This window comes from Streptomyces niveiscabiei, assembly GCF_033794345.1.
Classification (GTDB): domain Bacteria; phylum Actinomycetota; class Actinomycetes; order Streptomycetales; family Streptomycetaceae; genus Streptomyces; species Streptomyces niveiscabiei.
Genome location: NZ_JARAYJ010000002.1, coordinates 481,902 through 506,868 on the forward strand (window position 1 = coordinate 481,902; position 24,967 = coordinate 506,868).

Genomic DNA, 24,967 nt, shown 5'->3' on the forward strand with positions numbered 1-24,967 from the left:
CCGGCCGGCCCGGGCGGACTCCGGTCAGCCCGCGTCGGCCTGGGCCTTCTTGGCCGATGCCTCCAGCTTCTGCCAGTACTCCTCGTACCAGGCCGCGTCGCCGCCGTCCATGTTGGTGTTGGCCTCCCGCATGCCGACCTTGCCGTCGATCAGTTCGCGGACGATGTCGGCGTGGCCGGCGTGACGGTGCGTCTCGGCCGTCACGTGCAGCATGATCAGCTGGAGTGTCACCTCGCCCCTGTCGCCCCACCACTCGACGTGGCCCGCCGCGTCGAGCGGCAGCGCCTCGACGGTGGCGTCGGTGTGCGCCCACGCGCGGTGGTAGAGGCCGAGGATGTCCTCGCGCGACTCGTCGGCCCGCGCCCACATGTCCGCGTTGGCCTCGGCTCCCTCCTCGTCCCAGGGGAGGGATTCGCCGTGCGGCCGGCCGAACGTCGGGCCGAAGTACCCGAACTCGACGCTGGCGAGGTGCTTCACCAGGCCGAGCAGGTTGGTGCCGGTCGGGGTGAGGGGCCTGCGGACGTCGTACTCGGACAGCCCGTCGAGCTTCCAGACCAGCGCCTCGCGGGCGGCTTTGAGGTAGCGGTGCAGATCGGCTTTGGGATCAGTGCGTGTCATGCCGCAGAGTCTCGCACCGCCCACTGACAACGGTCGCGCGGGTTTCGGTCGGCCGGCGAACGCGACGTGACAGAGTCCGGGCGTCCATCGGCGCGAGTCATGGCCCGCCCCGGCCCCGCGGCCCGAAGCTGAGGTGCCCGCCCACGGCAAGACCGCGCTCACCCCCGAGCCCCCGAGCCCCCGACCTCCGCCGGAGCCCCGCATGCCCACCCTCCTCCACATCGACTCCTCCCTCCACCCCGCCCCCCTCTCCGCCTCCCGCGCGGTCACCGCCGCCTTCCGCGGCGCCTGGCAGGACCAGCACCCCACCGGCACCGTCACCTACCGGGACCTCGCCGCCACCCCCGCCCCCCACATCACCGCGGACGCCTACGACGCCGGCGGCACCGACCCGGCCGCCCGCACCCCCGAGCAGGCCGCCGCCTTCGCCGGACGAGCCCTCCTCATCGAGGAGTTGGAGCAGGCGGACGCCATCGTGATCGGCGCGCCGATGTACAACTACACGATCCCGTCGACGCTGAAGGCGTGGCTGGACAACGTGATCCTCCTGGGCCGGACGACCGGCGACGCGCCCTCCGCGCAGGGCACCCCCGTCACCGTCGTCGCCAGCCGGGGCGGCTCCTACGCGCCCGGCACGCCCCGGGAGTCCTTCGAGTACGTGCAGAACTACCTGACGACCGTCCTGCGTGACGCCCTCGGCCTGGACGTCGCGTTCATCGTCCCGGAGATGACGATGGCCCCGCACGTCCCGGCGCTCGCCGAGTTCCTCCCCCTGTTCGAGGCGTCCCGGGACCGCGCGTTCGAGGACGCGGCGAGCCGGGCGAAGGCGGTGGCGTGAGGCGGCGGTGCCATGGACCGGCGGCTCCCCTCGGCCACCGGACCGACCGCGCCGCCGTGAGGCGGACCCCGTCCGGTGAGGTCGACGGTGCCGGCACCGCCGTACGGAGTCAGGGGCCGGGTTCGGGTTGTGGGGTGAAGCGGCGGTGGCCCTTGCGGTCGTAGTAGCGGGTCATCGCGAAGCCGAAGAGGAGGGAGACGGCGAAGCCGAGCGCGATCATCAGCCAGGCGCGGGTGAGGCCGGCGTCGCCGCGGGCGTCGAAGTAGAGGATCGAGCGGACGCCGTCGCCGAGCTGGCGCATCGGCTCGAAGTGGGAGAGGAAGCGGTAGAAGCCGGGGACGGCCTGGAGGGGGACCGTCGTGCCGGACGAGGGGAGGCCCATGACGATGAACACGAACATGGCGACGAGCTGCCCGATGCCGCCGAACGCGGCGTTGATCGCCTGCACGCCGAGGCCGACGGCGAGCGTCGCGCAGTAGGAGAACACCCACAGCAGGGGCAGGTGGGTGGCGTCGATGCCGAGGATCGTGACGCAGGCCAGCATGACGAGGGACGAGCTGATCAGGGTGATGCCCGCTGTCATCAGCATCTTGAGGAGCAGGGTCTGGGTGCGGTTCACGTCGATGGTGGGGCGGCGGGTGTGCAGGGGGCCCATCTCGACGTCCGCGTACCCGAGCGCGCCGTCCACGCCGGAGTGGATGACGTTGCCGCCCATGAAACCGGCCAGGACCAGGAGGAGGGCGTAGTAGAACGCGGTCAGGCCGATGCCGCTGTTGTTGCCGATCGGGTGGCCCACGGCGGTCTTGATCTGTACGGGGTCCGCCAGCAGGAGTTTTGTCGTCGCCGTCGCCGCCGGGTCGGCCTTCGTGAGCTGCTCGCCGATGGCCTTGGACGCCTGTTGCGCAGCCGTCGTGGAGATCCTGCTCGCGAGGCTGGAGCCGAGGCTGCCCTTGCCGGGGTTGGTCAGGACCGTCAGCGTCGGGCGGGTCGTCGCGCCCTGGGTGGTGAGGGCGAGGGCGCGGTCCGTGAAGTCGGCGGGGATCACGAGCGCGCCGTACACCTTGCCGCTGTCCAGCTCGTCCTGGGCCTGCGCGCGGGTGCGCGGGCGCCATTCGGCCCGGTCGCCGGGGGCCTTCCTGATCGCCTCGGCGACCTGCGTGCCCAGGTTGGCCCGCTGACCGGCCGGGGGTCTGCCCTGGTCCGCGTTGACCAGGGCGATCGGCAGATCGTGCAGGTGCTTGTCCGGACTGACGATGCCGCCCATGTACAGCAGGGAGAGCAGGAACGCGAGGACCGTGCTCAGCAGCGTCGGCAGGATCCACAGCTTCGGGTGCCGGATCAGCGAGAACGCACGGACCGGGCGGGCCGGGGGTGGGGGTTCGGGCGTCATGGTTACCAGGTCAGCACGGGTGCGGGCGCGCCGCACATCGAACCCCCGCCGGGGGCTCAGCCCTGCTTGCCGCTCTGGCTCACCGGGTGCAGGCCCAGCACGCCCTGCGGGTCCGAGGGGTTCACGCCCTGCGCGTCACCGACGTACAGGGTGATCCGCGCCTTGTAGCGGTCCAGTGCCGTGCGGTCGCTCAGGAACTCGCCGAGGCCCAGGGGGTTCATGTTCTGGTAGTCGAAGATGCCCTTGAGGCCGGCCGGGGCGGGGACGTCCGTACGGGAGGACCAGGTGCCGATGTCGTTCGTCTGGGCGTCCTTCGACAGGATCCAGCTCATGTACAGCTTGGCCGCCGCCTTGTGCGGGGCGTTCTTGAGGATCGCGCCGGTCTGCGGCCACGCCACCCACGGGGACTGCTTCGGGAAGGTCACCTCGGAGACGCCGTTCGCGCTGCCGCCGCTGCCGAAGTTGGCGACGTAGTCGCCGGTGCCGACGAGGTCGGAGGAGTCCTGGGTGCCGCGCACGAACGTCGGGTTCTGGGCCAGCAGTTGCTTCAGGTAGCCGAAGCCGTACTGGTCGGTGAGCTGCTTGAAGTAGTAGAGCACCGCGTCGTCGTCGTTCGGGTACGTGAAGACGAGCTTGTTCTTGAACTCCGGCTTCAGGAAGTCCTTCGCCTCGACCGGCGCCTTCGAACCGAGCTTCGTCGCGGTCACGTTGGCGAAGGCGAAGTAGAACAGGCCCGTGTAGTAGCCGTCCTTGTCCTTGATCCGCTTGTCGACGGCGTTCCAGCCGACCGGCTTGTACTTCTCCAGCACGCCCTCCTTCTTCCAGCGCGGGAAGTCGTCGACGGTCTGGAGGTGGACGACGTCGGCGACGACGTGCCGTTCGTCGACCTGGTTGTCGACGCGGGCGTCGTGGTTCTTGCTGAAGTCGACGACGATGTCGACCTTCATCTTCGGGAACTTCTTGACGAAGGCGTCCTTGAGGTAGTCGGCCTGGCCGGGCTTGTCGCCGCCCGCGTAGACGACGAGGCGCCCGCCCTCGGCGACGGCCTGGGCGTACAGCTTCTGCAACTGCGCGTCCTCGCTCGCCGGCTTCGTCCCGGTACTGGCCACGGCCGCTCCGCTCGTGGCGAGGACACCCAGGGCGACGGCGCCGGCCCAGACCGTACGGGGGATCCGCATGACAGCTCCTTGCTTGAGGCTTCAACTGTCCTCGACCCTAGCCCGAGGTATTGCAAAACTGCAAGATATGGCCCTGGTTGAACCCGGCCGTAGACATCGTTGCTGGTCAGCGCCGCCAGGGCAGGTCCACCGGGAGCGCCGGGCGCTCCGGGCCCGTCATCCCCGCGAGGATGATCGCGCACGCCTCCCCGAACGCCCGCGCCTGCTCCGGCGTCAGCCGGTCGAAGACCGTGGCCCGGACGAGCGCCACATGGCCCGGCGCCGCCTCCGCCAGCGCGGCCATCCCCGCCTCGGTCAGCACCGCGAGCTGCGCCCGCTTGTCGCCCGGCGAGTCCTCACGCCGTACCCAGCCCTCCTCCTCCATCCGGGCGACGGTGTACGACAGGCGGGTCCGGGCGATCCGCAGCTTCTCCGCGAGGTCCGTCATCCGCAGCCGCCGCTCGGGCTGCTCGGAGAGGATCACCAGCATCGAGTAGTTGAGGTGGCTCATCCCCGAGTCGTGCCGCAGCTGCTGGTCGAGGGCGTCCTCCATGACGAGACTCAGGTCGGAGAACGAGCGCCAGGTGCGCATCTCCTGCGCGGAGAGCCAGCGGGGTTGCATGCCATGCACCCTAGCAGCGCGAGATGACCGGCTTATCCGGGGCTGACCAGCACGTTCAGCGCATCGGCTCGTAGTTCAGCTGCTTCACCTGGCGCAGCGTCAGCGCCGTCTCCACCGAGTGCACCCCCTCCAGCGCCCCGATCTTGTCGCTGAGGTACGTGTACAGGTCGGCGCTGCTGCGGTGCAGGGTCGCGGCGACGATGTTCGCGGGGCCGGTGATCGCCGCCGCGAACGCCACCTCCGGGTGCCCGGCGAGGGCCCGGCCGATCGAGGCCAGCGCGGACGGGGCGACGGTGAGCCAGAGCATCGCGTCGACCGTGGAGCCCAGGGACTCCGGGTCGTACTGCACGTCGTAGTAGAGGACGCCGGACGAGCGCAGCCGCTCCAGGCGGCGCCGGACCACCGACTCCGACTGGCCGGTGGCGGACTGGAGTTCGCCCAGCGAGGCGCGGCCGTCCAGACGCAGGACCGCGAGGAGGCGCTCGTCGGTCTCGTCGAGCTGGACGACACCGGGCCGCGGGTCCACGGGCGGCGGGCGCAGAGCCTCTTCCTCCTGCGGGGTCAGCGCCTGGAGCTTGCTGAGCCAGCCGGCGGGGCCGCCGTAGAAGTGGTTCAGGATGCAGTGCGCGCTCACCGACAGCAGGCGGGGGGTGCGCTGCAACTGGTTGAGCAGCAGCTCGTTGCGGTCCTCGCGGCTGCGCGGGCGCATCGAGGCGATCACCTCCGTGCCGCCGGACTCCAGCGCCACGTAGATCGTGTCCGGCCGCCGCGCCAGCGCCTCCGCGAGCCGGTCCGCCGAGTCCGGCGTACACCGCATCCGGACGATCCAGCCGCTGCGGCCCACCCGGTTCTCGTCCACGATCCCCAGGACCCGCACCCGGGCGGTCCCGTGCAGCCTGCGCAGCCGCCGGGCGACGGTCTGGTCCGAGACGCCGAGGACCTCCGCGATCCGGGTGAAGGGGGCGCGGCCGTCCAGTTGGAGGGCCTGGAGCAGCTTCAGATCGAGGGGGTCGAAGACGGCTGGTGCCATGGGGTCTCTCCTGGGGCGGGACGGGTGCGACCTCATGCCGGGAGCGTACGGGGCTCGGCATGAGGCCGCGTCGTCACGATCTGTCAGCCGGTCGCGGAGGTCTGTACGGGAGCCTGCGCCGGGGCGCCCGCCTCCGACCCCGCGACCTTCGTCGACGCCGGAGGCGTCCGCGGACTGCGCAGCAGCACCGCCGCCACCAGCGCCGCGACCGCCGCGAGGCCCGCCGCGATCACCAGGCACAGGTGCAGGCCGTCCAGGAACGCCTGGGACATCGCGCCCAGCGCCCGCCCCTGTTCCGCGCCCAGGTCCAGCCTGGCCACCGCGCCGAGTCCGCCCTCGTCGACCGCCGCGCCGATCTGCCGGGTGGCCGCCGCCGAGACGCCCGCGTCCGCGAGGTGCCCCGGCAGCGCGTCCGCCGCCTTCGTGCTGAGCACCGCGCCCAGGACGGCCGGGCCGAGCGCCCCGCCGACCTGCCGGAACGCGTTGTTGCCGGCCGCCGCCATCCCGGCGAGGTGATGCGGCACCGACGCCACCGCCGTGGCCGTCATCGGCGTGATCACGAAGCCGAGGCCGACGCCCAGCAGGGCCAGCCGCCAGGACAGCGAGCCGTACGACGTGTCCACGCCCACCGACGTCAGGGCGAGCAGCGCGCCCGACGTCACCAGCAGGCCGCCCGTGATGAGGACGCGCGGCGACCAGCGGTGCATCAGCCGCGACGCCGGCTGCGAGACGACGATCGCCGCGAGCGTCACCAGGATCATGCGGCCCGCCGACTCCAGCGTCGTCAGCTGCTGGACCATCCCGAAGTACAGGCTCAGCGCGAAGAAGAAGCCGATGAGACCGAGGAAGCTGATCATCGCGACCAGCGTCGTCGCCGTGAACGCGGGGGAGCGGAACAGCTTCAGGTCCAGCATCGGGCTGTCGCCGCGGCGCTCGGCGACCACGAAGACGACGGCGCCGACCACGGCCAGCACCAGCGCTACGACCACCCTGGCCTCGGTGAACGAGCCCGCGCCGCCCTCGATGACGCCGTACACCAGCGCCGTGATCGTCACCGCCGCGCTGATCTGGCCCGGCCAGTCCAGGCGCCGGGTGCCGGGGGCGCGGGAGTCCGGGACCAGGCGGGCGACCAGCAGCAGGGCCAGCAGCGACGCCGGGATCGGCAGCAGGTAGATCCACCGCCACGCGAAGTGCTCCAGGATCAGGCCCGCGATCACCGGGCCCAGTGCGAGGGCGCCCATCAGGGACGTCGCCCACAGCCCGACGAACTTGCCGCGCTCCCGGGGGTCCGGCACGGCGTGGCTGATCAGCGCGAGCGTCGTCGGCAGCAGGGCCGCCGCGCCGAGCCCGGACACCGCCTGGCCCGCCCACAGCACCTCTATGGACTGCGCCGACAGGGCTGTCGCCGCACCCGCCGCGCTGAACAGCAGGCCCGCGAGGACCACCTTCTTGCGGCCGTGCACGTCACCGAACACACCCGCCGTCAGGATCAGCGCCGCCATCGGCAGCACGAACGCGTCGCTCACCCACGACAGTTCGGCCGTCGACGCGTGCAGGGCCCGTTGGATCGCCGGGAGGCTCACCGACACGGTGGTCACCGGCAGGTAGGCGACGAACACGCCCACGCAAGCCATCACGAGCGTCGCCGCCCGGTGCTCGCGCGGGGTGTCCGTCGCGGTCGAGACGTTCACGGGTTCTCCCTTTCCGTGTTGTAGCTGGGGGCAACTTTCCGCCACGGGGGTGGGAGAGACCCAGCCACAACAGGGGTGATGCCGGAAATCCGACATCGCGGGAGGGTTCCGCGAGGATCTACGACACTCAGTACCCGACCCGGAACGTCGCGTCCTGCTTCTCCGTCGCCGTCGACACCGGGTCGACGCGCAGGGCGTAGCTGTAGTGCCGGATGTACCGCGTCGGGTCGCTGTACGACCGGAACGACGCCCAGCTCGCGTCCGCGAGGCCCGCCGTACGGTAGAACGTCGCGTCCCCGGCGAACGCCGACGTCCCGTCGTTCACGTCCAGTCGGAGGACGTAGTTCGCGTGGCGCAGGTACCGGTCCGGGTAGTTGACCGACCGGAACGACACTCCCGCGCTGTCCGCGAGCCCGGGGACCAGCGTCCACAGCGAGTCCTTGTACGGCTCGATCGGGTACTCGTCGATCCGGGCCGCGTAATTGGCGTGGCGGACGTAACGCGCCGGGAAGTTGTACGACTTCAGCCGGTTCCAGGCCGGCGCGCCCCACCGCGCGAGGAGGTTGTCGTACTCGGCCGTCGTGATCGGGACGATGCCGCAGTGCTTGGAGTTGACCGGCTGCGTGTACGTCCTCTGGTCCAGGGCGGTCCAGGTGCCGGTGGCGGGGCTGGTCGACTGCCAGGCGTAGAACACGCCGTTGGGGGTGTACGTGTCGCCCCACAGCCACCAGAGGTTGCTGTTCGTCAGGGACTTGACGATCGTCGGGGCCTCCGTGCCGCCGTGTGCCACCCCCGCGCTGTACTCCGTGAAGCTGCCCGGGTCCAGGGTCGTCGAGCGGGCGCTCACCAGGGTCTGGTTCTTCTTGAAGTACAGGTAGTTGTAGCCGTTCACCCCGACGGCCATGTCGCCGTCGATCACGTCGTAGCCGGGGTCGAAGAACACCTGCGGCGCCGACGCCGTCACGAAGTCCGTCGTGTAGTTGACCATGATGACGTTGTGGCCGCTGGAGTCGACGGCCGAGTAGATCACCGCGTACTGCTGCCGTCCGGCATCCCAGAACGCCTCCGGCGCCCAGCTGTGCGTGGTCATGTCGTGCAGCTTCAGCCGCCGGTACCCCGTGAAGCTCCGCAGGTCCGCCGAGTCCCACACGTGGATGTACTGGCTGTTGTAATTCCAGTCCGTCCCCTTGAGATCCGTCGCCAGCACGACGAACGCCCCGTTCTGCTTGCGCATGATGAAGGGGTCCCGCAGCCCGAGCGCCCCGGCGGTGGGGGTGACGAGGGGGTTGTTCTGATTGAGCGGCGTCCAGTTCAGCCCGTCCGGGCTGACGGCCAGATGCAGCCCGTAGTCGGTGCCGTCCCCCAGATTGGTCGACTCGGTGAAGTAGCACATCGCGTACGCCGAATCCGCCGCGTACGCCGTACCACCTCCCAGCATCAACGCGGCAGGCACAGCGGCACCCATGGCAAGAAGCCCACGGCGCGAAAGGTGGGGCAGTTCGCTCATCGTCTGATCTCCGGTGCGGGGGGAGTCGGTCGTCCGAAATTCCGGACAAGGTTCGGAAAATCGATCAGAAGGTAGGGGGTGGGGGAGCGGAGGTCAATGCTTCTCACACGAACGGGGGTGACCTGTGGGCGGGTTGTGAGCCCGGGCATGATGACGCCATGCCCGACAGAATCAAGCTCTGGTTCCGCTTCGTCCCCCGCCAGGGCTGGCTCCCCCACGAGACGGAGGGCCTCTGGGCGACTCCGACCGCCCCGGGGGCGGCCCGGGTGGACAACGCGCCCTTCCTCCAGGACGGCGTGGCGGAGGGCGACGTCATGTCCTTCCGTACGGACCCGGACGGCCGTCACTGGGCCACGGGCCGCATCACGGCCTCGGGCAACTGCACGATCAGGGTTCTCCCGGTCCCGACAGGCCCCCTCGGCCGCGACCCCCACGCGGTCCATAGCCACCTCGCCCGCTTCGGCCTCGGCGGCGAGGTCTTCAGCGCGGAGTTCCCCCTGGTGGCCTTCACGGTCCCCGCTGACGGGGACTTCGCAGGGCTCAAGGCTCTGCTGGACCAGAGGCGGAGCGAGGGGTGGTGGCACTACGAGGTCGGGTGCGGGAGCGATGCGTGGTGGAACGCCTGAGGTACCCGGGTCTCCGGGTACCTCAGGGAGGCGTCAGGCCGTCAGCTCCTTGCGGATGCGGTCCAGCATGAACGCCGAGGAGTCGTGCGCCCGTTCCTCCCACGCGAACACGCACGCCGTCGCCACGCCGTCGAAGTTCAGGGCACGGAGGGTGCCGAAGAAGGTGCCCCAGTCGACCTCGCCCTGGTCGATGTCCAGGTGCTGGTGGATGCGGGCCGGGGTGCCGGGTGGGTTCATGATGTAGCGGAGGCCCGAGGAGCCTTTGTGGTTGAACGAGTCGGCTATGTGGACGTGCTGGAGCTTGTCGCCGGCGTAGCGGAGCATCTGGGCGATGTCGGCGGAGGCTTCCGAAGGGCCGGACAGGTGGAAGGTGTGTGGCGCGCAGTAGAGGTAGTTCACCCAGGGCTTGTTGATCGCGCGGACCAGGTCCACCGCCGGGGTGTTCTCCTCGCAGAAGTCGTCCGGATGCGCCTCCAGGTTCAGAGCGATGCCTTCGCGCTCGAACAGGGGGAGCAGTTCCTCCAGCGAGCGCCAGAATGCCGCCTCGCTCTCGGCGGCCCGCTCGGGGCGGCCGTTGAACTCGCTGTTCATCAACGGGCATTCGAGCTCGGCGGTGATTTCGATCATCCGTTTCCAGTACCGGACGGCGGCCCGCCGCTCGGACTCGTCCGGCGACGACCACTTGTAGAGCGGCAGCACCGAGGACAGCTGAACTCCGTGCGCACGAAGGGAGTTCTTCAGTTCCGCGATCCGCTCGTCGTCCGCACGCGGATGCCGGAAGAACGGCATGAAGTCGTCGCGCGGCGACAACTCGATGTACTCGTAACCGAGGTCGGCCACCGTACGGACCATCGCGTCGATCGGCAGCGCACGGAACATGTAGGGGTCGAGGGCGATCTTCACGCGGCACCTCCGTAGAAGGCGGGACGGGGCTTCAGGTCGGTCGTGACGACGAGGCCGGACTCCAGGGCCTGGACGGTCGCCGAGGTGATGACGGTCGCGGCGTACCCGTCCCACGCGGAGGGCCCCGTGGGCGCGGAACCGGCGCCGATCTCCGCGACCCACTCCCGGAACTCCGTGTCGAAGGCGTCCCGGAACCGGTCGACCCAGTCGGTGAGGACGGCGGACGTCCGCTGACCGGCACCGCGCAGCGCCACGACCGCCGGATCCGGCAGCCGCACGAGCCCCTCCTCGCCGACCGCCTCGCACTGGATGTCGTACCCGTACCGGCAGTTGACGAAGACCTCCAGGTCGATCCGCACCCCCTTGGCGGTCTCGAACAGCATGATCTGCGGGTCCTTGAGATGCGCGGCCCGATGCCGGGTGGCGCGCGGGGTGACGACCTGCGTGGAGACGATCTCGTCGTCCAGCAGCCAGCGCAGGACGTCGACTTCGTGGACGGCCGTGTCGAGTGCGGCCATGTCGGAGGTGTACGAGTCGGGTACGCCGGGATTGCGGTGCGCGCAGTGCACGATGAGCGGCGTACCGATCCGCCCGGCGTCGATGACCTCCTTCAGCTGCCGGTACCCGGCGTCGTAGCGCCGCATGAACCCGACCTGCACGAGCCGCCGCCCATGGGCCTGTTCGGCCTCGACGATCCGCAGACAGTCCTCGGCGGTGGTGGCGAGCGGCTTCTCGCAGAACACGGGCTTCCCGGCGGCGACCGCGTTCAGGACGTGCTCGGCGTGGGTGGGCCCCCAGGAGGTGACGAGGACGGCGTCGACGTCGTCGGCGGCGACGACGGACAGACCGTCCGGCAGGACCCGCGCCCCCACCGGCCCCGCCGCCTCGGCGGCCCGCCCCGGATCGAGGTCGGTGACGGCGGTGACCCGCGCCCCCGTCACCGTGTGCGTGAGCCGCCGTATGTGTTCCCTGCCGATCCACCCGGCGCCGACGACACCGATGCGTACAGTCATGGCAATAGCTCCGATCAGGGTCGGGAGTAGCGGGCGCGAAGCTCCGCCTCCAGCGTTTCGAGCGTGCGCCCCTTGGTCTCGGGGACGTACCGCTTCACGAACGCGAGCGAGAAGAAGCCCGCGACGACGAACAGGAAGAAGGTGGCCGAGACGCCGATACCGTCGACGAGGGACGGGAAGACCAGCCCGATCACGAAGTTCGTGAGCCACAGCACGACGGCCGCGACCCCCATCCCGAACCCGCGCATCCGCATCGGGAAGATCTCGGACAGCATCAGCCAGGTGACCGGCGAGATCGCGCCCTGCTGGAAGGCGAGGAAGGTGACGGTCATGGCGAGGACGGCGTACGCGCGCCCGTCCCCGGCGGGCAGTGTCAGCGAGAACACCCCGATGAGGAACAGCGCGGCGACCGTGCCGGCCTGCCCGGTCATCAGCATCGGACGGCGCGGCACCCGCCCCAGCAGCCAGATCCCGGCGAACGTCGCCAGCACGGAGATCACCCCGTTGGCGATGTTCGCGGTGAGCGCGGAGTCCGAGGCGAACCCGGCGCCGGTGAGGATCTGCGTCCCGTAGTACATGATCGTGTTGACGCCGGTGATCTGCTGCACGACCGCGATCCCGAACCCCACGAACATCAGCTTCCGCAGCCACGGCGTCGACCTGACGTCCCGCCACCCGCCGAGCCGCTGCTCGGCGTCCTTGACGGCGAGCGCCGACACCTCGGCGAGTTCGCTCTCGGCCCGCTCCCGCGACCGCACTTGGCGCAGCACCTCCAGCGCCTCGGCGAACCTGGTCCGCGAGGCCAGCCACCGGGGGCTCTCCGGCATGACGAGCATCCCGAACCACAGCACGACCGCCGGCAGCGTCGCGACGACCAGCATCCACCGCCACACGCCGCCCGACTCGTCCCCGACGTCCGCGATCACCGCGTTGGACGTGAACGCCAGCAACTGCCCGCTGACGATCATCAGTTCGTTACGGGTGACCAGCGCCCCGCGCCGCTCGGCGGGCGAGATCTCCGCGAGGTACACCGGCACGGTCACCGACGCCCCGCCGACCGCGAGCCCCAGCACGAACCGGGCCACCACCATCGCCGCCGTGCTGGGCGCGAGCGTCGCCCCGAGCGCGCCGGCGAAGAACAGCACCGCGAGCCCCAGGATCGTCCGGCGCCTGCCGCGCGCGTCGGACAGCCGCCCGCCCACCACCGCGCCCAGCGCCGCGCCGAGCAGCAGCGAACTGGTCACCATGCCCTCGGTGAACGGCGTCAGCCCGAGGTCGTCCTTCATGTACGGCAGGGCGCCGTTGATCACGCCCGTGTCGTAGCCGAAGAGCAGCCCGCCGAACGTGGCGACGACGGTGACGGCCCGCAGCCGCCGCGCGACCCCGGGGGAAGCCTCGACCGCCTCTGTCTCAACGGTCATTGCCTGGCCTCCGCGTCCCCGTGAGCCCGCAGCCGGCGAGGTGCTCGCGCGTCCCGACCGCGATCGGCAACGGCACCTCCGGCGCGCAGGGGTACAGATCCTGCTCGACGATCACGAACAACTCGGCGTCCAGACCGGCCAGTTCGGCGACGATCTCGGCGGGGTTCGGCACCCCGGCGGGCGGCGACACGCACACGCCCCGCTTGACGGCCTCCCCGAACGACAGCCCCTCGGCGGCGACCTGGGCCAGGATCTCCGGGTCCATCTGCTTGATGTGGACGTACCCGACGCGCTCCCCGAACCGCCGGATCAGGTCGACGCTGTCGCCGCCGCCGTACGCGACGTGCCCGGTGTCCAGGCAGAGGTTCGTGTACCGGGCGTCGGACTCGTTCAGGAGCCGCTCGATCTCCGGCTGGGTCTGGAGATGGCTGTCGGCGTGCGGGTGGATCACGAGGTGGACGTCGTACTCGTCGAGGAGGAGTCTCCCGAGCCGGTCGGCGGACCTGCCGAAGCCCGCCCACTGCCCGGCGGTCAGCTCGGGGGACTCCGTGAACGCGCCGGTCTTCTCGTCCCGGTACATCGGGGGGGATGAGGACGAGGTGGTGCGCGCCCGCCGCCTGCGTCAGCGCGGCGACCTCGCGGACGTGCGCGAGCGTCTCGTCCCAGGCCTCCGGCCGGTGCAGCGCGCCGAACGCCGTACCGCCGGAGACCTGGAGGCCGCGGGACTCCAACTCCGCCTTCAACGTCCGCGGATCGGTGGGGAGATAGCCGTACGGGCCGAGTTCGAGCCACTGGTAGCCCGCCTCGGCCAGCTCGTCGAGGAAGCGGGGGTACGGCACCTGGTGCTGGTCCTCGGGGAACCAGACGCCCCACGAGTCGGGGGCCGAGCCCAGGCAGAGATTGCCCGCGGTAGCGCGGAGGGAGGCCGGCGCCTTTGCCATGACGTGTCCTTCCGATGGCCTGTAGCGCTCTACTAGAGCGCTCTACGTGAGTACGATCGGGCCTGTGCAAACGTCATGTCAATAGGTCGTTACGAGGAGATGTCTGGGAGTACCGCGCCCCACGTACAGTGGGCCGCGAAGGGTGGTGGACGTGACGGTGGGAAAGCGGCCGACGATGGAGGACGTCGCCGAGCGCGCGGGGGTCTCCCGGGCACTCGTGTCGATCGTCTTCCGCAACCAGCCCGGCGCCAGCCAGGAGACCCGCGAACGGGTCCTGCGCGTCGCCGGGGAGATCGGATACCGGCTCGACAACGCCGCGCGCCTGCTCGCCCGTGGACGCAGCCGCACCATCGGCGTCCTCATCGCCGCCCACCAGCCCTTCCACGCCGACCTCATCGAGGGCATCTACCCCGAGGCCGAGCGGCTCGGGTACGACGTCCTGCTCTCCGCCACCGCGCGCGGACGCGGCGAGGACAAGGCCGTCGAGGCGCTCCTCGCGCACCGCTGCGAGGCCGTCATCCTCTTCGGCTCCGACGCCGAGCCCGCCGACCTCGACGCCCTCGGCCGCCGCACGGTCGCCGTCTCCGTCGGGCGGCGCGTCCCGCACGCCCGCGTCGACAGCGTCCACACCGCCGAGGGCAAGGGGGTCCGGCTCGCCATGGACCACCTCGTCGAACTCGGGCACCGCGACATCGTCCACATCGACGGCGGGAAGGGGCCCGGCTCCGCGGAACGCCGGCGCGCCTACCGGGCCGCGATGCGCCGGCACTCCCTCCAGCCGCAGGCCCGCATCGTCCCCGGCGACCACACCGAGCGGTCCGGCATCGAGGCGGGGCGGCTGCTGCTCGCCGAACGCGACGAGGGGCGTCCGCTTCCCACGGCCGTCCTCGCGGGCAACGACCGGTGCGCGATGGGGCTGATGATGTCCCTCGCGCGGGGCGGGCTGGACATTCCGCGCGACGTCTCGATCGTCGGGTACGACGACAGCCACCTCTCCCATCTCATGCCGCTCGGACTGACGACGGTCCGTCAGGACGCGCTGCTGCTCGCGGAGTACGCGGTGCGGTTCGCGGTGGAGCGGCTGGAGGACGAGGACCGGGAGCCGAGGGAAGCGGTGGTGGACCCGAAGCTGGTGGTGCGGGGGACTACGGGCAAGCCCCGGGGGTGAGGGACCGGGGGCAACTCCCTTTATGCGCCCCGGTCCCTTTGTGTGCCCCGGCGTTCGGCTTGTGTGCCCCGGCGTTCGGCCGGCCCCCGGTCACCGCGTCCCCTTCGCCGCGAACTCCGCCACCGCGTCCACGTTCTCCTTCGTCACGAACGCCGGACCCGTCAGGACCGGTGCCGTGCCGCCGCCGCTGACGTTGCCGTTGGTCCTGTACAGCCACAGCGCGTCGACCGCCAAGTACCCCTGGAGGTACGGCTGCTGGTCCACCGCGAACTCCACGCCGCCCGCCTTGACCGCCACGACCAGTTCCTTGTTGAGGTCGAACGTCGCGACCCTCGCCCCGCTCTTCGCGTCCCGCACGGACTGGACGGCGGTCAGGGCGAACGGCGCGCCGAGGGTGACGACCTGGTCGATCGACGGGTCCTGGCGGAGTTTCGCGGTGATCGTCGCCTTCACGGACGGCATGTCCGTACCGGTGACGTAGATCTTCTCCGTCGTCCCGGAGAACCCCTTCTCCAGGCCGGCGCATCTGGACTCCAGCGCGACCTGTCCCTGTGACTGCACGACGCACAGCGCGCGTTTCGCGCCGAGTCCGTCGAGCCGCTTCCCGAACGCCTGCCCCGCGATCGTCTCGTCCTGCCCGAAGTACTCCAGCATGCCGAGGCCCTGCCACGCGTCCAGTCCGGAGTTGAACCCGACGACCGGTATCCCGGCCGCCGTCGCCTTCGCGACCACCGCCTTCATCGCGTCCGGCTTCGCGGCGGTCAGCGCGATGCCGTCCACCTTCTGGTCGATCGCGTTCTGCACGAGGTTCGCCTGGTTCCCGGCGACCGGGTCGCCGGCGTACACGAGGTCGACGTTGTCCTTCTCGGCGGCGGCCGAGGCGCCCTTGCGGATGAGGTCCCAGAACGTGTCCCCGGGGTCCGCGTGGGTGATGAGGGCGACCTTCATCCGGGGAGTGCCCGCCTTCCCGGCCGGGACGCCCGCCGCGGCGGAGTCCTCCGCCTTCTTCCCGCCGGCCCCGCTGGAGCATCCGGCGACGAGCAGTCCCGCGACGAGGAGCGCGGCGATACGGGGGTGAGCAGCCATGTCCTGCACCTCACTGTGCGGATGTGGAGCGCGTCAGTGGAGCGCTCTAGTGCCGGAAACTATGAGGTTGGCCGAAAGGGATGTCAACAGATCGGAGCGAGCGCCCCGCACCTCCCTGCGCAACGCGCCCGCACACCCGTTCCCCGGGGGTGACGCGCCCCCGACCCCCGTACGCGACCCCGCCGCCCCGGCGATCCTGGCCGGGACCGGCACACAACACCCGCACCGGCAAGGGGACTTCAGTGACCGACGACCTCCTCACCCGCAAGATCGCCCGAGGCTTCGACCAGCTCGACGCCGACGGCGACGGACGCCTCACCGAACACGACCACGTCCTCATGGGCCGGCGTTCCGCCCGGGCCCTCGGACACGAGGAGGGCTCCGCAGCCGAGGACTCGGTCGTCGACGCGTACGTCGGGATCTGGCGCGACCTGCACCAGCCGTTCGCGGGCGGCGCCGACGCCATCGAGCGGGACGACTTCATCGCCTCGACCCGCGGCCTCGCCGACGACCCGGAAGCCGCGTCCGCCACCCTCGGCCGCCTCGCCGAAGCCTTCCTCGCCATCGCCGACACCGACGGCGACGGCATGATCGGCCCCGACGAGTTCTACGCCTTCCAGACCGGCCACTTCCCCACCCTCGACCGCGCCACGGCCGACAACGCCTTCGCCCACCTGGACCGGGACTCCAACGGCACCCTGTCCCGCGATGAGTTCACCTCGGCGGTCCTGGAGTACTGGACGAGCCGCGACCCGGAGGCCCCGGGCAACTGGTGGACGGGAGTACACCCGCTGGACGCGTAGCGGGGAGGGCGGTGGCGGCTCCGGTGATCCGCGTCGGCGCGTGATGTGGATCACCGGCCTGCCCGCCGCCTGGGGGGAATGCGGGCGCGGTCACGCTGTTGAACCGCATGCGACGTCCAGCCACCACCGCCCACCGCAGGACACCCCATGAACACGCGCACCCCGACCCTCTCGGCGGCACCCGCCACCGGCACCCGCCGCGCGAGCGTCGTCGTCATCGGCGGCGGACAGTCCGGACTCTCCGCCGGCCACCACCTCAAGCGCCGCGGCTTCACCAGCGCCCTCACCGACCTCGGCGGCGAACGCACCTTCGTGGTCCTGGACGCCGAACCCGCCCCCGGCGGAGCCTGGCGCCACCGCTGGGAGTCCCTGCGGATGAACACCGTCAACGGCATCTTCGACCTCCCCGACTTCCCGCAGCCGCCGGTCGACCCCGAGGAGCCGAGCCGTACGGCGATCCCCCGCTACTTCGCCGGGTTCGAGGAGGCGATGGCGCTGCCGGTCCTGCGGCCGGTGACCGTCACCGCCGTACGCCCCCTGGACGACCTGCCCGACGGCGAGCTGGCCGTCGAGTCCAGCGCCGGGACCTGGACCACCCGCGCCGTCATCAACGCCACCGGCACCTGGACCAACCCCGTCCTGCCGCACTACCCCGGCCAGGAGACGTTCACCGGCGTCCAGCTCCACACCCGTGACTACGTCTCCGCCGAGCGGTTCGCCGGGCAGCGCGTCGCCGTCGTCGGCGGCGGCATCTCCGCGCTCCAGCAGCTGGAGGAGATCTCGCGGGTGGCCACCACGCTCTGGTACACGCGCCGCGAACCCGTCTTCCGGGACGGCGGGTTCACCCCGGAGGTCGAGGGCCGCGAGGTCATCTCCAAGGTCGCCGCCGACGTCGAGGCGGGGCGCCCGACCGGCAGCGTCGTCTCGTACACCGGCCTCGCCTGGACCCCGTACGCGCTGGCCGCCAAGGCGCGCGGGGCACTGGAGCGCCGGCCCATGTTCACCGCCGTCGAACCGCACGGCGTCCGCGAGGCCGACGGCTCCTTCACCACCGTCGACACGATCCTGTGGGCCACCGGCTTCAAGGCCGCGCTCGCCCACCTGGACCCCCTGCACCTGCGCAACGAGTCCGGCGGAATCACCATGCTCGGCACCCAGCCCGCCCGCGAACCCCGCGTGCACCTGGTCGGGTTCGGGCCCTCCCAGTCCACGGTCGGCTCCAACCGCGCCGGACGGCAGGCGGTCACCGGCCTGCTGCGGCAGTGGAGGACCGGCCCCGGGTCGGTGCCGAGAGTGTCGTACAGCTCGCGCCGGTAGGCGTCGTACCGGGTCAGCGCGGCGGCGCCGCCTCGTGCAGGAGCAGCGCGGAGCTGTCGACCTGGGCGGGTTCGAAGGCGAGCCGGTAGCCGGCCGGCGTGCTGAGGACCACGTCGGCGCCGAGCTGCGCCCGCAGCCGCGAGACGAGGATCTGTACGGCCTTCGCGGGGTGCTCCGGCAGTTCCTGCGGCCACAGGCCCTCGACGATCCGGGCGGTCCCGCAGCCGGTGGCCGGATCCTCGGCGAGCAGGGCGAGGAGGCCGCGCAGCCGGGGCGCGGTGATCTCCCGGCCCCGGCAGGCGACGCGCGGCAGGAGGGTCAACTCGGTGGTCACTCGGGCAGGTTAGGTCACATGTCGCCGAGCTTGTTGCCGAGCAGGACGTGCAGTTCGCGTTCCTGGTCGCCGGAGGCGGTCGTGAGGTCGCGGACCGTGAACAGGGAGTCGAGGGTGGTGCGGAGGCGCTCGATCGCCCAGTAGCCGCCCTGGGCGTCGGCCTCGACGGTGGCGGAGAGGCGGGCCGGGGGCGGGCAGGTGTGGGTCTCGGCGACCTCGAAGGTGCCGAGCCAGACGGCGGGGCGGGTCTCGTGGAGCTGCTGGGGGACGTCGGCGGCCGTGCGGTCGGACGCGTAGCAGGCGCGCAGCGTGTCGAACACGATCCGGGCGTCGTCCTGGTGGCAGCCGCCGATCTCGACGGAGACGGATTCCTCACGCATCGCGATCACCTCCTGGGGGTGTGGAGTGGCTCGCGTACCACGCCACACCTCCAGGAAACCACCGATCGCTAGCTGCGGGTGAAGCGGTAGGTCTTGCTGTCCGTGAGGACGCAGAAGCCCGGCGAGATCACGATCACCCGCAGGACGCCGCTGCGGCGGTCGTAGTCGATGCCCTCCGTCTCGAAGTTGCCGGTGCAGCCGCTGCGCAGGGGGAGCTGGCGCAGGGCGGTGACGCGGCCGGAGACGTTGGAGGTGCCGTTCGGCCGCGCCGCGAGGTCGACCTGGAGGAGCGGCTTCGTCATGCCGAAGAGCGTGCCGGCCGGGTCGTCCGAGGAGCACAGGAGGGTCGTGGGGCCGGAGAAGTCGCAGCCCTGGACGTCCCGGACGGGGCGGTCGAGGGTGACCGTCGTGACCCAGGGGAGGTTGCCGCCCGGCGAGGTGGCCGGGTTGACGCCGGGGGTCGGGAAGACGAGGAAGCGGGTCATCGTGCCCCACTCCCCCGCGAGCATCCACTGTCCGTCCGGCGAGATCGCGACCCACGAGTTGTTGAGGGCCTCGCCGGAGCCGAGCGCGTGCACGTACTCGGACCAGGTGCCGTTCGGGGACTGGACGCGGAACATCTTCGAGGTGCCCGCGTCCTGCTGGTAGGGCTCGATGTACGTCCCGTCGTACGCGGCGTCCGGGTCCCCGACGTGGTTCCAGCCCCGGACGCTGACGCCGACCGGGATCGTCCCGATGCCGGTGTACCGGTTCGGGCTGTTCGCCGGCACCTCCACGGACGTGAGCCCCTGGCTCTCGGTCAGCGGATTCGCGCGGTCGGAGCCGACCTCGGTCCAGGTGTCGGCGGCGGACGCGGGCGGCGCGGCCGAGAACGCGACGGCCGCGGCGGTGGCGAGCGTCACCAGGGCAGCACGGAGCCGACGGGTGGGGCGCAGAGGCATGGGTGCCTACTCCTCGGTAGGGAGGGGATCGGCGGAACAGTCTGTCGGGTGGTGCGGGGCGTGTACAGCCCATGTACGGCGGCGAGTTGGGGAACGGCGGACGACGCGTGGGGGCTCGGTGCCGAGCCCCGTGCCGTCAGGCCCCGCGGTCCGGCGGCCGGATGCCGAGGACGACGTGTGCGTACAGGTCGTCGTCGTACTCCAGGCGCGGGGTGAGGCCGCCCGCTTCGAAGGCGTCCAGGGCCCGCCGCGCCTGGTGTTCGCTCGTCTCCACGAGGAGGCAGCCGCCCGGGGCGAGCCAGTGGGCGGCCTCGGCGGCGACCCTGCGCAGGACGTCGAGGCCGTCGCCGCCGCCGTCGAGGGCGACGAGGGGTTCGTGGTCGCGGGCCTCGGCGGGCAGGAGGGGGACCTCGCCGGTGGGGACGTAGGGGACGTTCGCGGCGAGGATGTCGACGCGTCCGCGCAGGGTGGCCGGGAGGGCGGCGTACAGGTCGCCCTCGTGGACGTGGCCGCCGTACGGGGCGAGGTTGGTGCGGGCGCAGGCCACGGCGGCGGGGTCCACGTCGGCGGCGTGCAGTTCCGGCGGGGCCAGGGACGCGGCGAGGGCGGCGCCGACCGCGCCGGAGCCGCAGCACAGGTCGACGACGACCGTCGCGTGCGGGGCGGCGGCGAGGGCGCGGTCGACCAGGTACTCGGTGCGGCGGCGGGGGACGAAGACGCCGGGGGCGACGGCTATCCGCAGGCCGGCGAACCCGGCCCAGCCGACGACCACTTCGAGGGGTTCACCGGCCGTCCGGCGGGCCACCAGGGCGGCGACTGCGGCTTCCGTGCGGGCCGTGGAGAGGATCAGGTCCGCCTCGTCCTCGGCGAAGACGCAGCCTGCCGCGCGCAGGGCGGCGATGACGGCGGGGCGGGTGGAGAGCAGGGGGTTCATGCGGGGTCCGAGCACTTTCGGGGTGGCGAAGGGCGCTCGTACGGTCCCTACGGCCGGCGGTCCGCGCCGGTACGGAGGGGGAGCACCCGTGCTGACACAGCGGTGATGGGTCCCACCTCCTCGTCTCCAGGTGGTCGCGGCTGTCGCGACCGGCGTCACCCTACCCCACCTCCCCCATGGGTCCGGTGGGGCCGTGGGGCGTATCCGGTTGTACTCTGCAACCAGAGGCGCAAAGGGAGGTCCGCCGTGGATTCCGAGGCCGTGGAGACCATCCAGCGGGAGATGACCGCGTTCGCCCGGCGGGCCAGGGCGAGCGCCGGGCGGCTGCATCCCGAGCTGACGCTCGTGTCGTACACGCTGCTGGGGCACCTGGAGGAGGCCGAGGGCGCGCGGGCGACCGACCTCGCCGCGCACCACGGGCTCGACAAGTCGACGATCAGCAGGCAGGTGACGGCGCTGGAGCGGGCCGGGCTGATCGAGCGGCGGCCCGACCCGGCGGACCTGCGGGTGCAGGGGCTGCACCTGACGGACGCCGGGCGGCTGATCCTCGCGCAGGTCACCGAGAGCCGGCGCGCGGCGTTCCGGGAGCGGCTCGCCGGGTGGGCGGCGGAGGATCTGGAGCGGTTCGCCGCATATCTGGTGCGGTACAACGCGGCGGGCGGATCCTCCGTACGATGACCTGATCGCACCGTTTCCCGCCCCGCTGGAGTCCCCGTGGCCCGCACCATCGACCATCCCGACCTCGCGGACGTCCCGCTCCAGCAGTTCCTGGAGGCCCTCGCCGATCCGGTGCGGCGCGCCATCGTCTCCCAGCTCTCCCGGTCCGCCGAGGACCTGAGCTGTGGCGCGGTCGTGACGCCCGTGTCGCTGTCTACGCGCACCCATCACTTCAACGTGCTGCGGGAGGCCGGGGTCATCCGGCAGTACTACGTGGGGACGACCAAGTTCAACTCCCTGCGCGCCGACGACGCCGACGGGCGCTTTCCGGGGCTGCTGGCCGCGCTGCTCGGGGCGCAGGAGCGGGAAGCGGCTTCGGCGGCCCGGCCTGCGGCGGACGGCTGAACCGGCTGTCCGGGGAGCCTCAGGAGGGGACCCCTGCTTCCTGCGGGGCCCGAACTGCGGGACGTGCACCAGGAGTTGCTGAACACCGACACGCCCCGCGTCCGCCACGGCGTACCGTACGAACCCAACCCCCTGCTCGGCCGGGACGCCGAAGTCGCCGCCGTCGCCGGGCTGCTGCGCCGCGCGGGTCGTCACCGTCGTAGGGCCGGGCGGCCTCGGCAAGATGCGCCTCTCGCACGCCGTGAGCCACGCCGTGCCCCAGCCCGTCGTGCACTTCGTGCCGCTCGCCGGGGTCGCCACGGACGACGAGGTCGCTGCGGCCGTCGGCACCGGCATGCCGGGCGGCCTCCTCGCGGCGCTCGGTACCCGGCCCGCCCTGACTCGGTTTCCGATGCCGCCTCACCACCACAATCACCCTGGAACGGGAAACAGCTTCAGGTCGTGTCGACGGAACCGCAGTCACCAACACCGGCCTGGGCTCCCTCAGCCCCTAGACATGGGCCAACACGGGCACCGTGAAAATCTTCTTCCAATGCCCCACCGCCGCATAACCTCCCGCACGCAAAGGCGCCCCCAACCGTGACTGGTTGGGGGCGCACTTTTAGTTCACTGCGGGTTCGCTGTCCACTTTCACGCCCCTGGTCCACAACTCTTCGGCATGTTCCGCGAATCGGTCGAACATCCCGGCATCGTCGCGCTTTCGCAGGTGCAGGAGTGGTGAATCATGACCGACCAGCCGGGCGAGATGAGGAGTGACCAACGCTTCTTCGTCGAAGCGGAACACAGACAGGGACACGTGATTCACCGCATCGTCCGAGGCGGAGAAACGCACCTCAAGTCTCTCGTGTGCGCCGAGCTTACCGAGGTGCTCAAGAGTGATGCGGATTCGGGTGGATACCGTGAGCGCCACATCCTCGACCGCTTCCCGGTTTCGGGTCACCTCTCCATTCGGGTCGCCGAGGAGGAAACGCACCCGACAACCGTCGTCGAGTTTCCTTCGCAGAGTCTCGACGAACGCAGGCTGGTCAAGCCATAGAAAATAGTTTGTGTATCCGGCGAAAAAGAGTTCCTGCGTGGCGTTGGTGACCAATTCGCCCCACACCGTGGAAGGGCAGGCCGACCGATATGGATAGGATCGGATGATTTCCCGGTCGCCGCCGGTCTTGATTCGGTCCTTTACCGCTTTCGGCCAGATCATTTCTTCGTCAACTCCCAACGCCTTGCAGGCGTCTTCCCGGTTCCTGGCATGCGGCGTGAGTGCAGCGTCCGCAACCCATCGTTCAACGGTCTTGCCGGAAACGCCCACACGAACTGCCAGTTGCCTGGGTGACAACCCGGCTGTCCGCATAGCCGACCTCAGCGCTGTGTTCAAGGCTTCCCCCTGGGACGTTTGGGCGTTCTTCCACGCTACCGCTGAGACATCCCAACTGTCGCTGCGCCCTGGCAAATTCGTCCCTTCTGGGGCGGCAACGTGGTCAGACGCAAGAAACCCCCGCGACGCGGCGAACGTCCGGGGGCGTGGTCCACCAACTGAACTGGAGTTGATGAACATGGCCGAGCGTAGCGCGGCTGCGCTGCACTGGCTCGGGCCGGCCCTGACCTTCCGGGTGCTGGCCTGCCTGTTTCCCGCCACCGGGAACTGTTCCCGCGTCCGGCCCTACTGGACTGCGCGGGAGCGTGCACGCCAGTGGAAGCGGCGCCGGGTACTGGTGATGGCGGCGCACTTCCGTCTCGACCTCAACACCCGGAACATTCACGCCGTACCGGCGGGGAGCGAGGTCCGATGACCAGTCAGGGACAGGCCGTGAACGGCATGCTGCACGCGTACGGCCGGTGGTTCGAGCACGCCCGTAAGTGCGGTGAGTGCTACGCCACCGACAAGTGCGCGACCGCGCAGAAGCTGTGGAACGCCTACCTCGACATCAAGCGCGGGAGTGAGGCGCGGTGACCTTCCCGAAGAACCTGGACACGGAATCCATGTCGTCAGCGTGTTCTGTCGCGTACGAACACGACGTGCCTGCCTTGCACGCCACCTGCAAGCGGACCAAGGACATCCCCACGCCCACCGCCCCTGACATCGTGTTGATCCGCCGCTGTACCTGCCCCTGCCACAGCGCGGGCGGTGCCCGATGACTCATAACCCGGTGATCTCGGTTGCCGAACCCCCGTACCGCTCCCCGCGCTGCGTGATCGGCATTCACGCTCGTTGCAGGGACGCTGAACCCCGCGAGTCGGACGTCCCCGGAGTCAGCTACCTGGTCTGCACGTGTCCGTGCCACCGACGCGCTCTTGCGCTGCCTAAGGGGGCGTCATGACGGTCAACTCCCTTAAGGCCAGGGCGCGTTGGTTCCGCGTGTGCTGGACGGTCACGGAGAACGGCCGCACAGTCGAGCACGGCACCCTCACCGGGCGGAACGTGCCGAACATGCTGGTCAGTCTCCGTGACTGCCTACCCATCAGCACCCCGAACCCCGACGCGGTGAACGCTGCGGTCGGCACCCCTGAAGGGTGGCGCTTCGACTCCAACACGATCAGCGTCCACACCCACCAGGTCCCCCTACAGGGCCACTGGCTCCCGTTCGCCACCTGCCCGGAACGCCGGAAGGGAGGGGACGCGTGACGCCCCGCAGGAAGCGCCGCAAGTGCCTTGAGTCGGTCACCTTCACGGCGGCCCTCATGACCGTGTGGGCGGTCGTCGTCCTCTCGTTCGTCGCCCGCATCACCCACCCCTAGCCCCTGCCCCGTACCCCCATACCGGAGCAGGAACGGCCCCCTCTGCACTCTGCCGCAGAGGGGGCCGACTCATGGCCTCAAGCGCGGTTGAATGGGAATCCGCGCAATCGGTGTGCACAAGTAGGGGGCGAGTCCTATGGCCAACGAGCAACCCGCAAGACCGTCAGGCTGTGGAATCGGGTGTGGTCTTGTCACCATGTTCTTGGTCATCTTCGGCGTGGTCGGCGCGTGCACCAGCAGTGACGACGAAGGGGCGCAGTACGACAGCCCTGGGATCACCGACAGCGTCCGCGATCCGGGGTACGCAGACAGCCTGTGTGAGGGTGCTGACTACCTGTATTACGACGACTGTCGCTAGTGTCCTGAGTCGGGAATTCGGTTCAGATATCCGGCGAGGCGTTCGAGGATCTCGTCCGCGGTCTTCGTCCAGACGAACGGTTTCGGGTCTTCGT

The 24,967-nt window shown here is 70.7% G+C and carries 25 protein-coding genes and 3 pseudogenes; 11 read left to right on the forward strand and 17 right to left on the reverse strand.

From position 1 onward, the window contains the following. Positions 1–24: 24 nt before the first annotated feature. Positions 25–618 (reverse strand): DinB family protein, encoded by a 594-nt coding sequence (locus PV682_RS04295; RefSeq protein WP_319724131.1) that lies wholly within the window; start codon positions 616–618, stop codon positions 25–27. Positions 619–820: 202 nt separating this feature from the next. Between PV682_RS04295 and PV682_RS04300 the strand changes: the two genes are divergently transcribed. Continuing rightward, entirely contained in the window at positions 821–1,456 is a 636-nt protein-coding gene (locus tag PV682_RS04300; RefSeq protein WP_319724133.1) for an FMN-dependent NADH-azoreductase, read from the forward strand. Between the two features lie 109 nt (positions 1,457–1,565). Here the strand turns inward: PV682_RS04300 and PV682_RS04305 are convergent, their stop codons facing one another. The 6 genes from PV682_RS04305 to PV682_RS04330 form a co-directional block, all read right to left on the reverse strand. After that, positions 1,566–2,846, reverse strand: a complete 1,281-nt coding sequence (locus tag PV682_RS04305; protein ID WP_319724135.1) for a YhgE/Pip domain-containing protein — start codon at positions 2,844–2,846, stop codon at positions 1,566–1,568. Positions 2,847–2,902: 56 nt separating this feature from the next. Further along, positions 2,903–4,024 (reverse strand): ABC transporter substrate-binding protein, encoded by a 1,122-nt coding sequence (locus tag PV682_RS04310; protein ID WP_319724136.1) that lies wholly within the window; start codon positions 4,022–4,024, stop codon positions 2,903–2,905. A gap of 106 nt (positions 4,025–4,130) precedes the next feature. Beyond that, positions 4,131–4,625, reverse strand: a complete 495-nt coding sequence (locus tag PV682_RS04315; protein WP_319724138.1) for a MarR family winged helix-turn-helix transcriptional regulator — start codon at positions 4,623–4,625, stop codon at positions 4,131–4,133. 55 nt (positions 4,626–4,680) lie between these two features. Beyond that, complete coding sequence (locus tag PV682_RS04320) at positions 4,681–5,655, reverse strand: Lrp/AsnC family transcriptional regulator (RefSeq protein WP_319724140.1); 975 nt, start codon at positions 5,653–5,655, stop codon at positions 4,681–4,683. A gap of 83 nt (positions 5,656–5,738) precedes the next feature. Further along, positions 5,739–7,346 carry an MFS transporter gene (locus PV682_RS04325; protein WP_407705591.1) on the reverse strand — a complete coding sequence of 536 codons (1,608 nt, stop codon included), beginning with the start codon at positions 7,344–7,346 and terminating at the stop codon, positions 5,739–5,741. A 127-nt stretch (positions 7,347–7,473) separates the two neighbouring features. Beyond that, on the reverse strand, positions 7,474–8,853 hold the full coding sequence (locus PV682_RS04330; protein WP_319724142.1) for a glycoside hydrolase family 43 protein: 1,380 nt from the start codon (positions 8,851–8,853) through the stop codon (positions 7,474–7,476). 158 nt (positions 8,854–9,011) lie between these two features. On the opposite strand from PV682_RS04330, the gene PV682_RS04335 reads away from it, so the two are divergent. After that, on the forward strand, positions 9,012–9,479 hold the full coding sequence (locus PV682_RS04335; protein ID WP_319724144.1) for a DUF4265 domain-containing protein: 468 nt from the start codon (positions 9,012–9,014) through the stop codon (positions 9,477–9,479). A 33-nt stretch (positions 9,480–9,512) separates the two neighbouring features. Here the strand turns inward: PV682_RS04335 and PV682_RS04340 are convergent, their stop codons facing one another. The 4 genes and pseudogenes from PV682_RS04340 to PV682_RS04355 all read right to left on the reverse strand — a co-directional run bounded on the left by PV682_RS04340 (position 9,513) and on the right by PV682_RS04355 (position 13,757). Further along, positions 9,513–10,382, reverse strand: coding sequence for a sugar phosphate isomerase/epimerase family protein (locus PV682_RS04340; RefSeq protein WP_319724146.1), 870 nt, complete (start codon positions 10,380–10,382; stop codon positions 9,513–9,515). After that, positions 10,379–11,395 carry a Gfo/Idh/MocA family oxidoreductase gene (locus PV682_RS04345; RefSeq protein ID WP_319724148.1) on the reverse strand — a complete coding sequence of 339 codons (1,017 nt, stop codon included), beginning with the start codon at positions 11,393–11,395 and terminating at the stop codon, positions 10,379–10,381. The genes PV682_RS04340 and PV682_RS04345 overlap by 4 nt, the downstream gene beginning before the upstream one ends. 14 nt (positions 11,396–11,409) lie before the next feature. Further along, a complete protein-coding gene (locus PV682_RS04350) occupies positions 11,410–12,816 on the reverse strand; it encodes a sugar porter family MFS transporter (RefSeq protein ID WP_319724150.1) in 1,407 nt (468 codons plus the stop codon). Next, positions 12,806–13,757: pseudogene (locus PV682_RS04355) on the reverse strand (TIM barrel protein). Before PV682_RS04355 ends, PV682_RS04350 begins: the two are co-directional and overlap by 11 nt. Positions 13,758–13,932: 175 nt before the next feature. Here PV682_RS04355 and PV682_RS04360 point away from each other — a divergent pair. After that, on the forward strand, positions 13,933–14,925 hold the full coding sequence (locus tag PV682_RS04360) for a LacI family DNA-binding transcriptional regulator (RefSeq protein WP_319724211.1): 993 nt from the start codon (positions 13,933–13,935) through the stop codon (positions 14,923–14,925). A 90-nt stretch (positions 14,926–15,015) separates the two neighbouring features. Here the strand turns inward: PV682_RS04360 and PV682_RS04365 are convergent, their stop codons facing one another. Next, the gene (locus tag PV682_RS04365; RefSeq protein ID WP_319724152.1) at positions 15,016–16,011 is read right to left on the reverse strand and encodes a substrate-binding domain-containing protein; all 996 of its coding nucleotides are present in this window, start codon (positions 16,009–16,011) and stop codon (positions 15,016–15,018) included. 242 nt (positions 16,012–16,253) lie between these two features. Here PV682_RS04365 and PV682_RS04370 point away from each other — a divergent pair, with 242 nt between their 5' ends. Then, the gene (locus PV682_RS04370) at positions 16,254–16,814 is read left to right on the forward strand and encodes an EF-hand domain-containing protein (RefSeq protein WP_319724154.1); all 561 of its coding nucleotides are present in this window, start codon (positions 16,254–16,256) and stop codon (positions 16,812–16,814) included. Positions 16,815–16,961: 147 nt separating this feature from the next. Next, entirely contained in the window at positions 16,962–18,131 is a 1,170-nt protein-coding gene (locus tag PV682_RS04375; protein WP_319724155.1) for an NAD(P)-binding domain-containing protein, read from the forward strand. 25 nt (positions 18,132–18,156) lie between these two features. Here the strand turns inward: PV682_RS04375 and PV682_RS04380 are convergent. The 4 genes and pseudogenes from PV682_RS04380 to PV682_RS04395 all read right to left on the reverse strand — a co-directional run. Continuing rightward, positions 18,157–18,465 (reverse strand): annotated as a pseudogene (locus PV682_RS04380) (AfsR/SARP family transcriptional regulator); the annotation flags it as partial. A gap of 14 nt (positions 18,466–18,479) precedes the next feature. Continuing rightward, the gene (locus PV682_RS04385; RefSeq protein WP_319724157.1) at positions 18,480–18,845 is read right to left on the reverse strand and encodes a hypothetical protein; all 366 of its coding nucleotides are present in this window, start codon (positions 18,843–18,845) and stop codon (positions 18,480–18,482) included. Between the two features lie 68 nt (positions 18,846–18,913). After that, a complete protein-coding gene (locus PV682_RS04390) occupies positions 18,914–19,786 on the reverse strand; it encodes a hypothetical protein (protein WP_319724159.1) in 873 nt (290 codons plus the stop codon). 136 nt (positions 19,787–19,922) lie between these two features. Beyond that, complete coding sequence (locus PV682_RS04395; RefSeq protein ID WP_319724161.1) at positions 19,923–20,720, reverse strand: putative protein N(5)-glutamine methyltransferase; 798 nt, start codon at positions 20,718–20,720, stop codon at positions 19,923–19,925. A gap of 282 nt (positions 20,721–21,002) precedes the next feature. On the opposite strand from PV682_RS04395, the gene PV682_RS04400 reads away from it, so the two are divergent. The 3 genes and pseudogenes from PV682_RS04400 to PV682_RS04410 form a co-directional block, all read left to right on the forward strand. Continuing rightward, complete coding sequence (locus PV682_RS04400) at positions 21,003–21,398, forward strand: MarR family winged helix-turn-helix transcriptional regulator (RefSeq protein ID WP_319724213.1); 396 nt, start codon at positions 21,003–21,005, stop codon at positions 21,396–21,398. A gap of 36 nt (positions 21,399–21,434) precedes the next feature. Beyond that, the gene (locus tag PV682_RS04405) at positions 21,435–21,782 is read left to right on the forward strand and encodes an ArsR/SmtB family transcription factor (RefSeq protein ID WP_319724162.1); all 348 of its coding nucleotides are present in this window, start codon (positions 21,435–21,437) and stop codon (positions 21,780–21,782) included. A gap of 45 nt (positions 21,783–21,827) precedes the next feature. Further along, positions 21,828–22,161: pseudogene (locus PV682_RS04410) on the forward strand (AfsR/SARP family transcriptional regulator); the annotation flags it as partial. A 222-nt stretch (positions 22,162–22,383) separates the two neighbouring features. On the opposite strand, the gene PV682_RS04415 reads toward PV682_RS04410, so the two are convergent. Next, the gene (locus PV682_RS04415; RefSeq protein WP_319724165.1) at positions 22,384–23,154 is read right to left on the reverse strand and encodes a helix-turn-helix domain-containing protein; all 771 of its coding nucleotides are present in this window, start codon (positions 23,152–23,154) and stop codon (positions 22,384–22,386) included. A gap of 178 nt (positions 23,155–23,332) precedes the next feature. Between PV682_RS04415 and PV682_RS04420 the strand changes: the two genes are divergently transcribed. The 3 genes from PV682_RS04420 (at position 23,333) to PV682_RS04430 (ending at position 24,402) form a co-directional block, all read left to right on the forward strand. Next, positions 23,333–23,569 carry a hypothetical protein gene (locus PV682_RS04420; RefSeq protein ID WP_319724166.1) on the forward strand — a complete coding sequence of 79 codons (237 nt, stop codon included), beginning with the start codon at positions 23,333–23,335 and terminating at the stop codon, positions 23,567–23,569. Beyond that, positions 23,566–23,730 (forward strand): hypothetical protein, encoded by a 165-nt coding sequence (locus tag PV682_RS04425; RefSeq protein WP_319724168.1) that lies wholly within the window; start codon positions 23,566–23,568, stop codon positions 23,728–23,730. The genes PV682_RS04420 and PV682_RS04425 overlap by 4 nt, the downstream gene beginning before the upstream one ends. 363 nt (positions 23,731–24,093) lie before the next feature. Next, positions 24,094–24,402 (forward strand): hypothetical protein, encoded by a 309-nt coding sequence (locus PV682_RS04430; protein WP_319724170.1) that lies wholly within the window; start codon positions 24,094–24,096, stop codon positions 24,400–24,402. Positions 24,403–24,967: the final 565 nt, after the last annotated feature.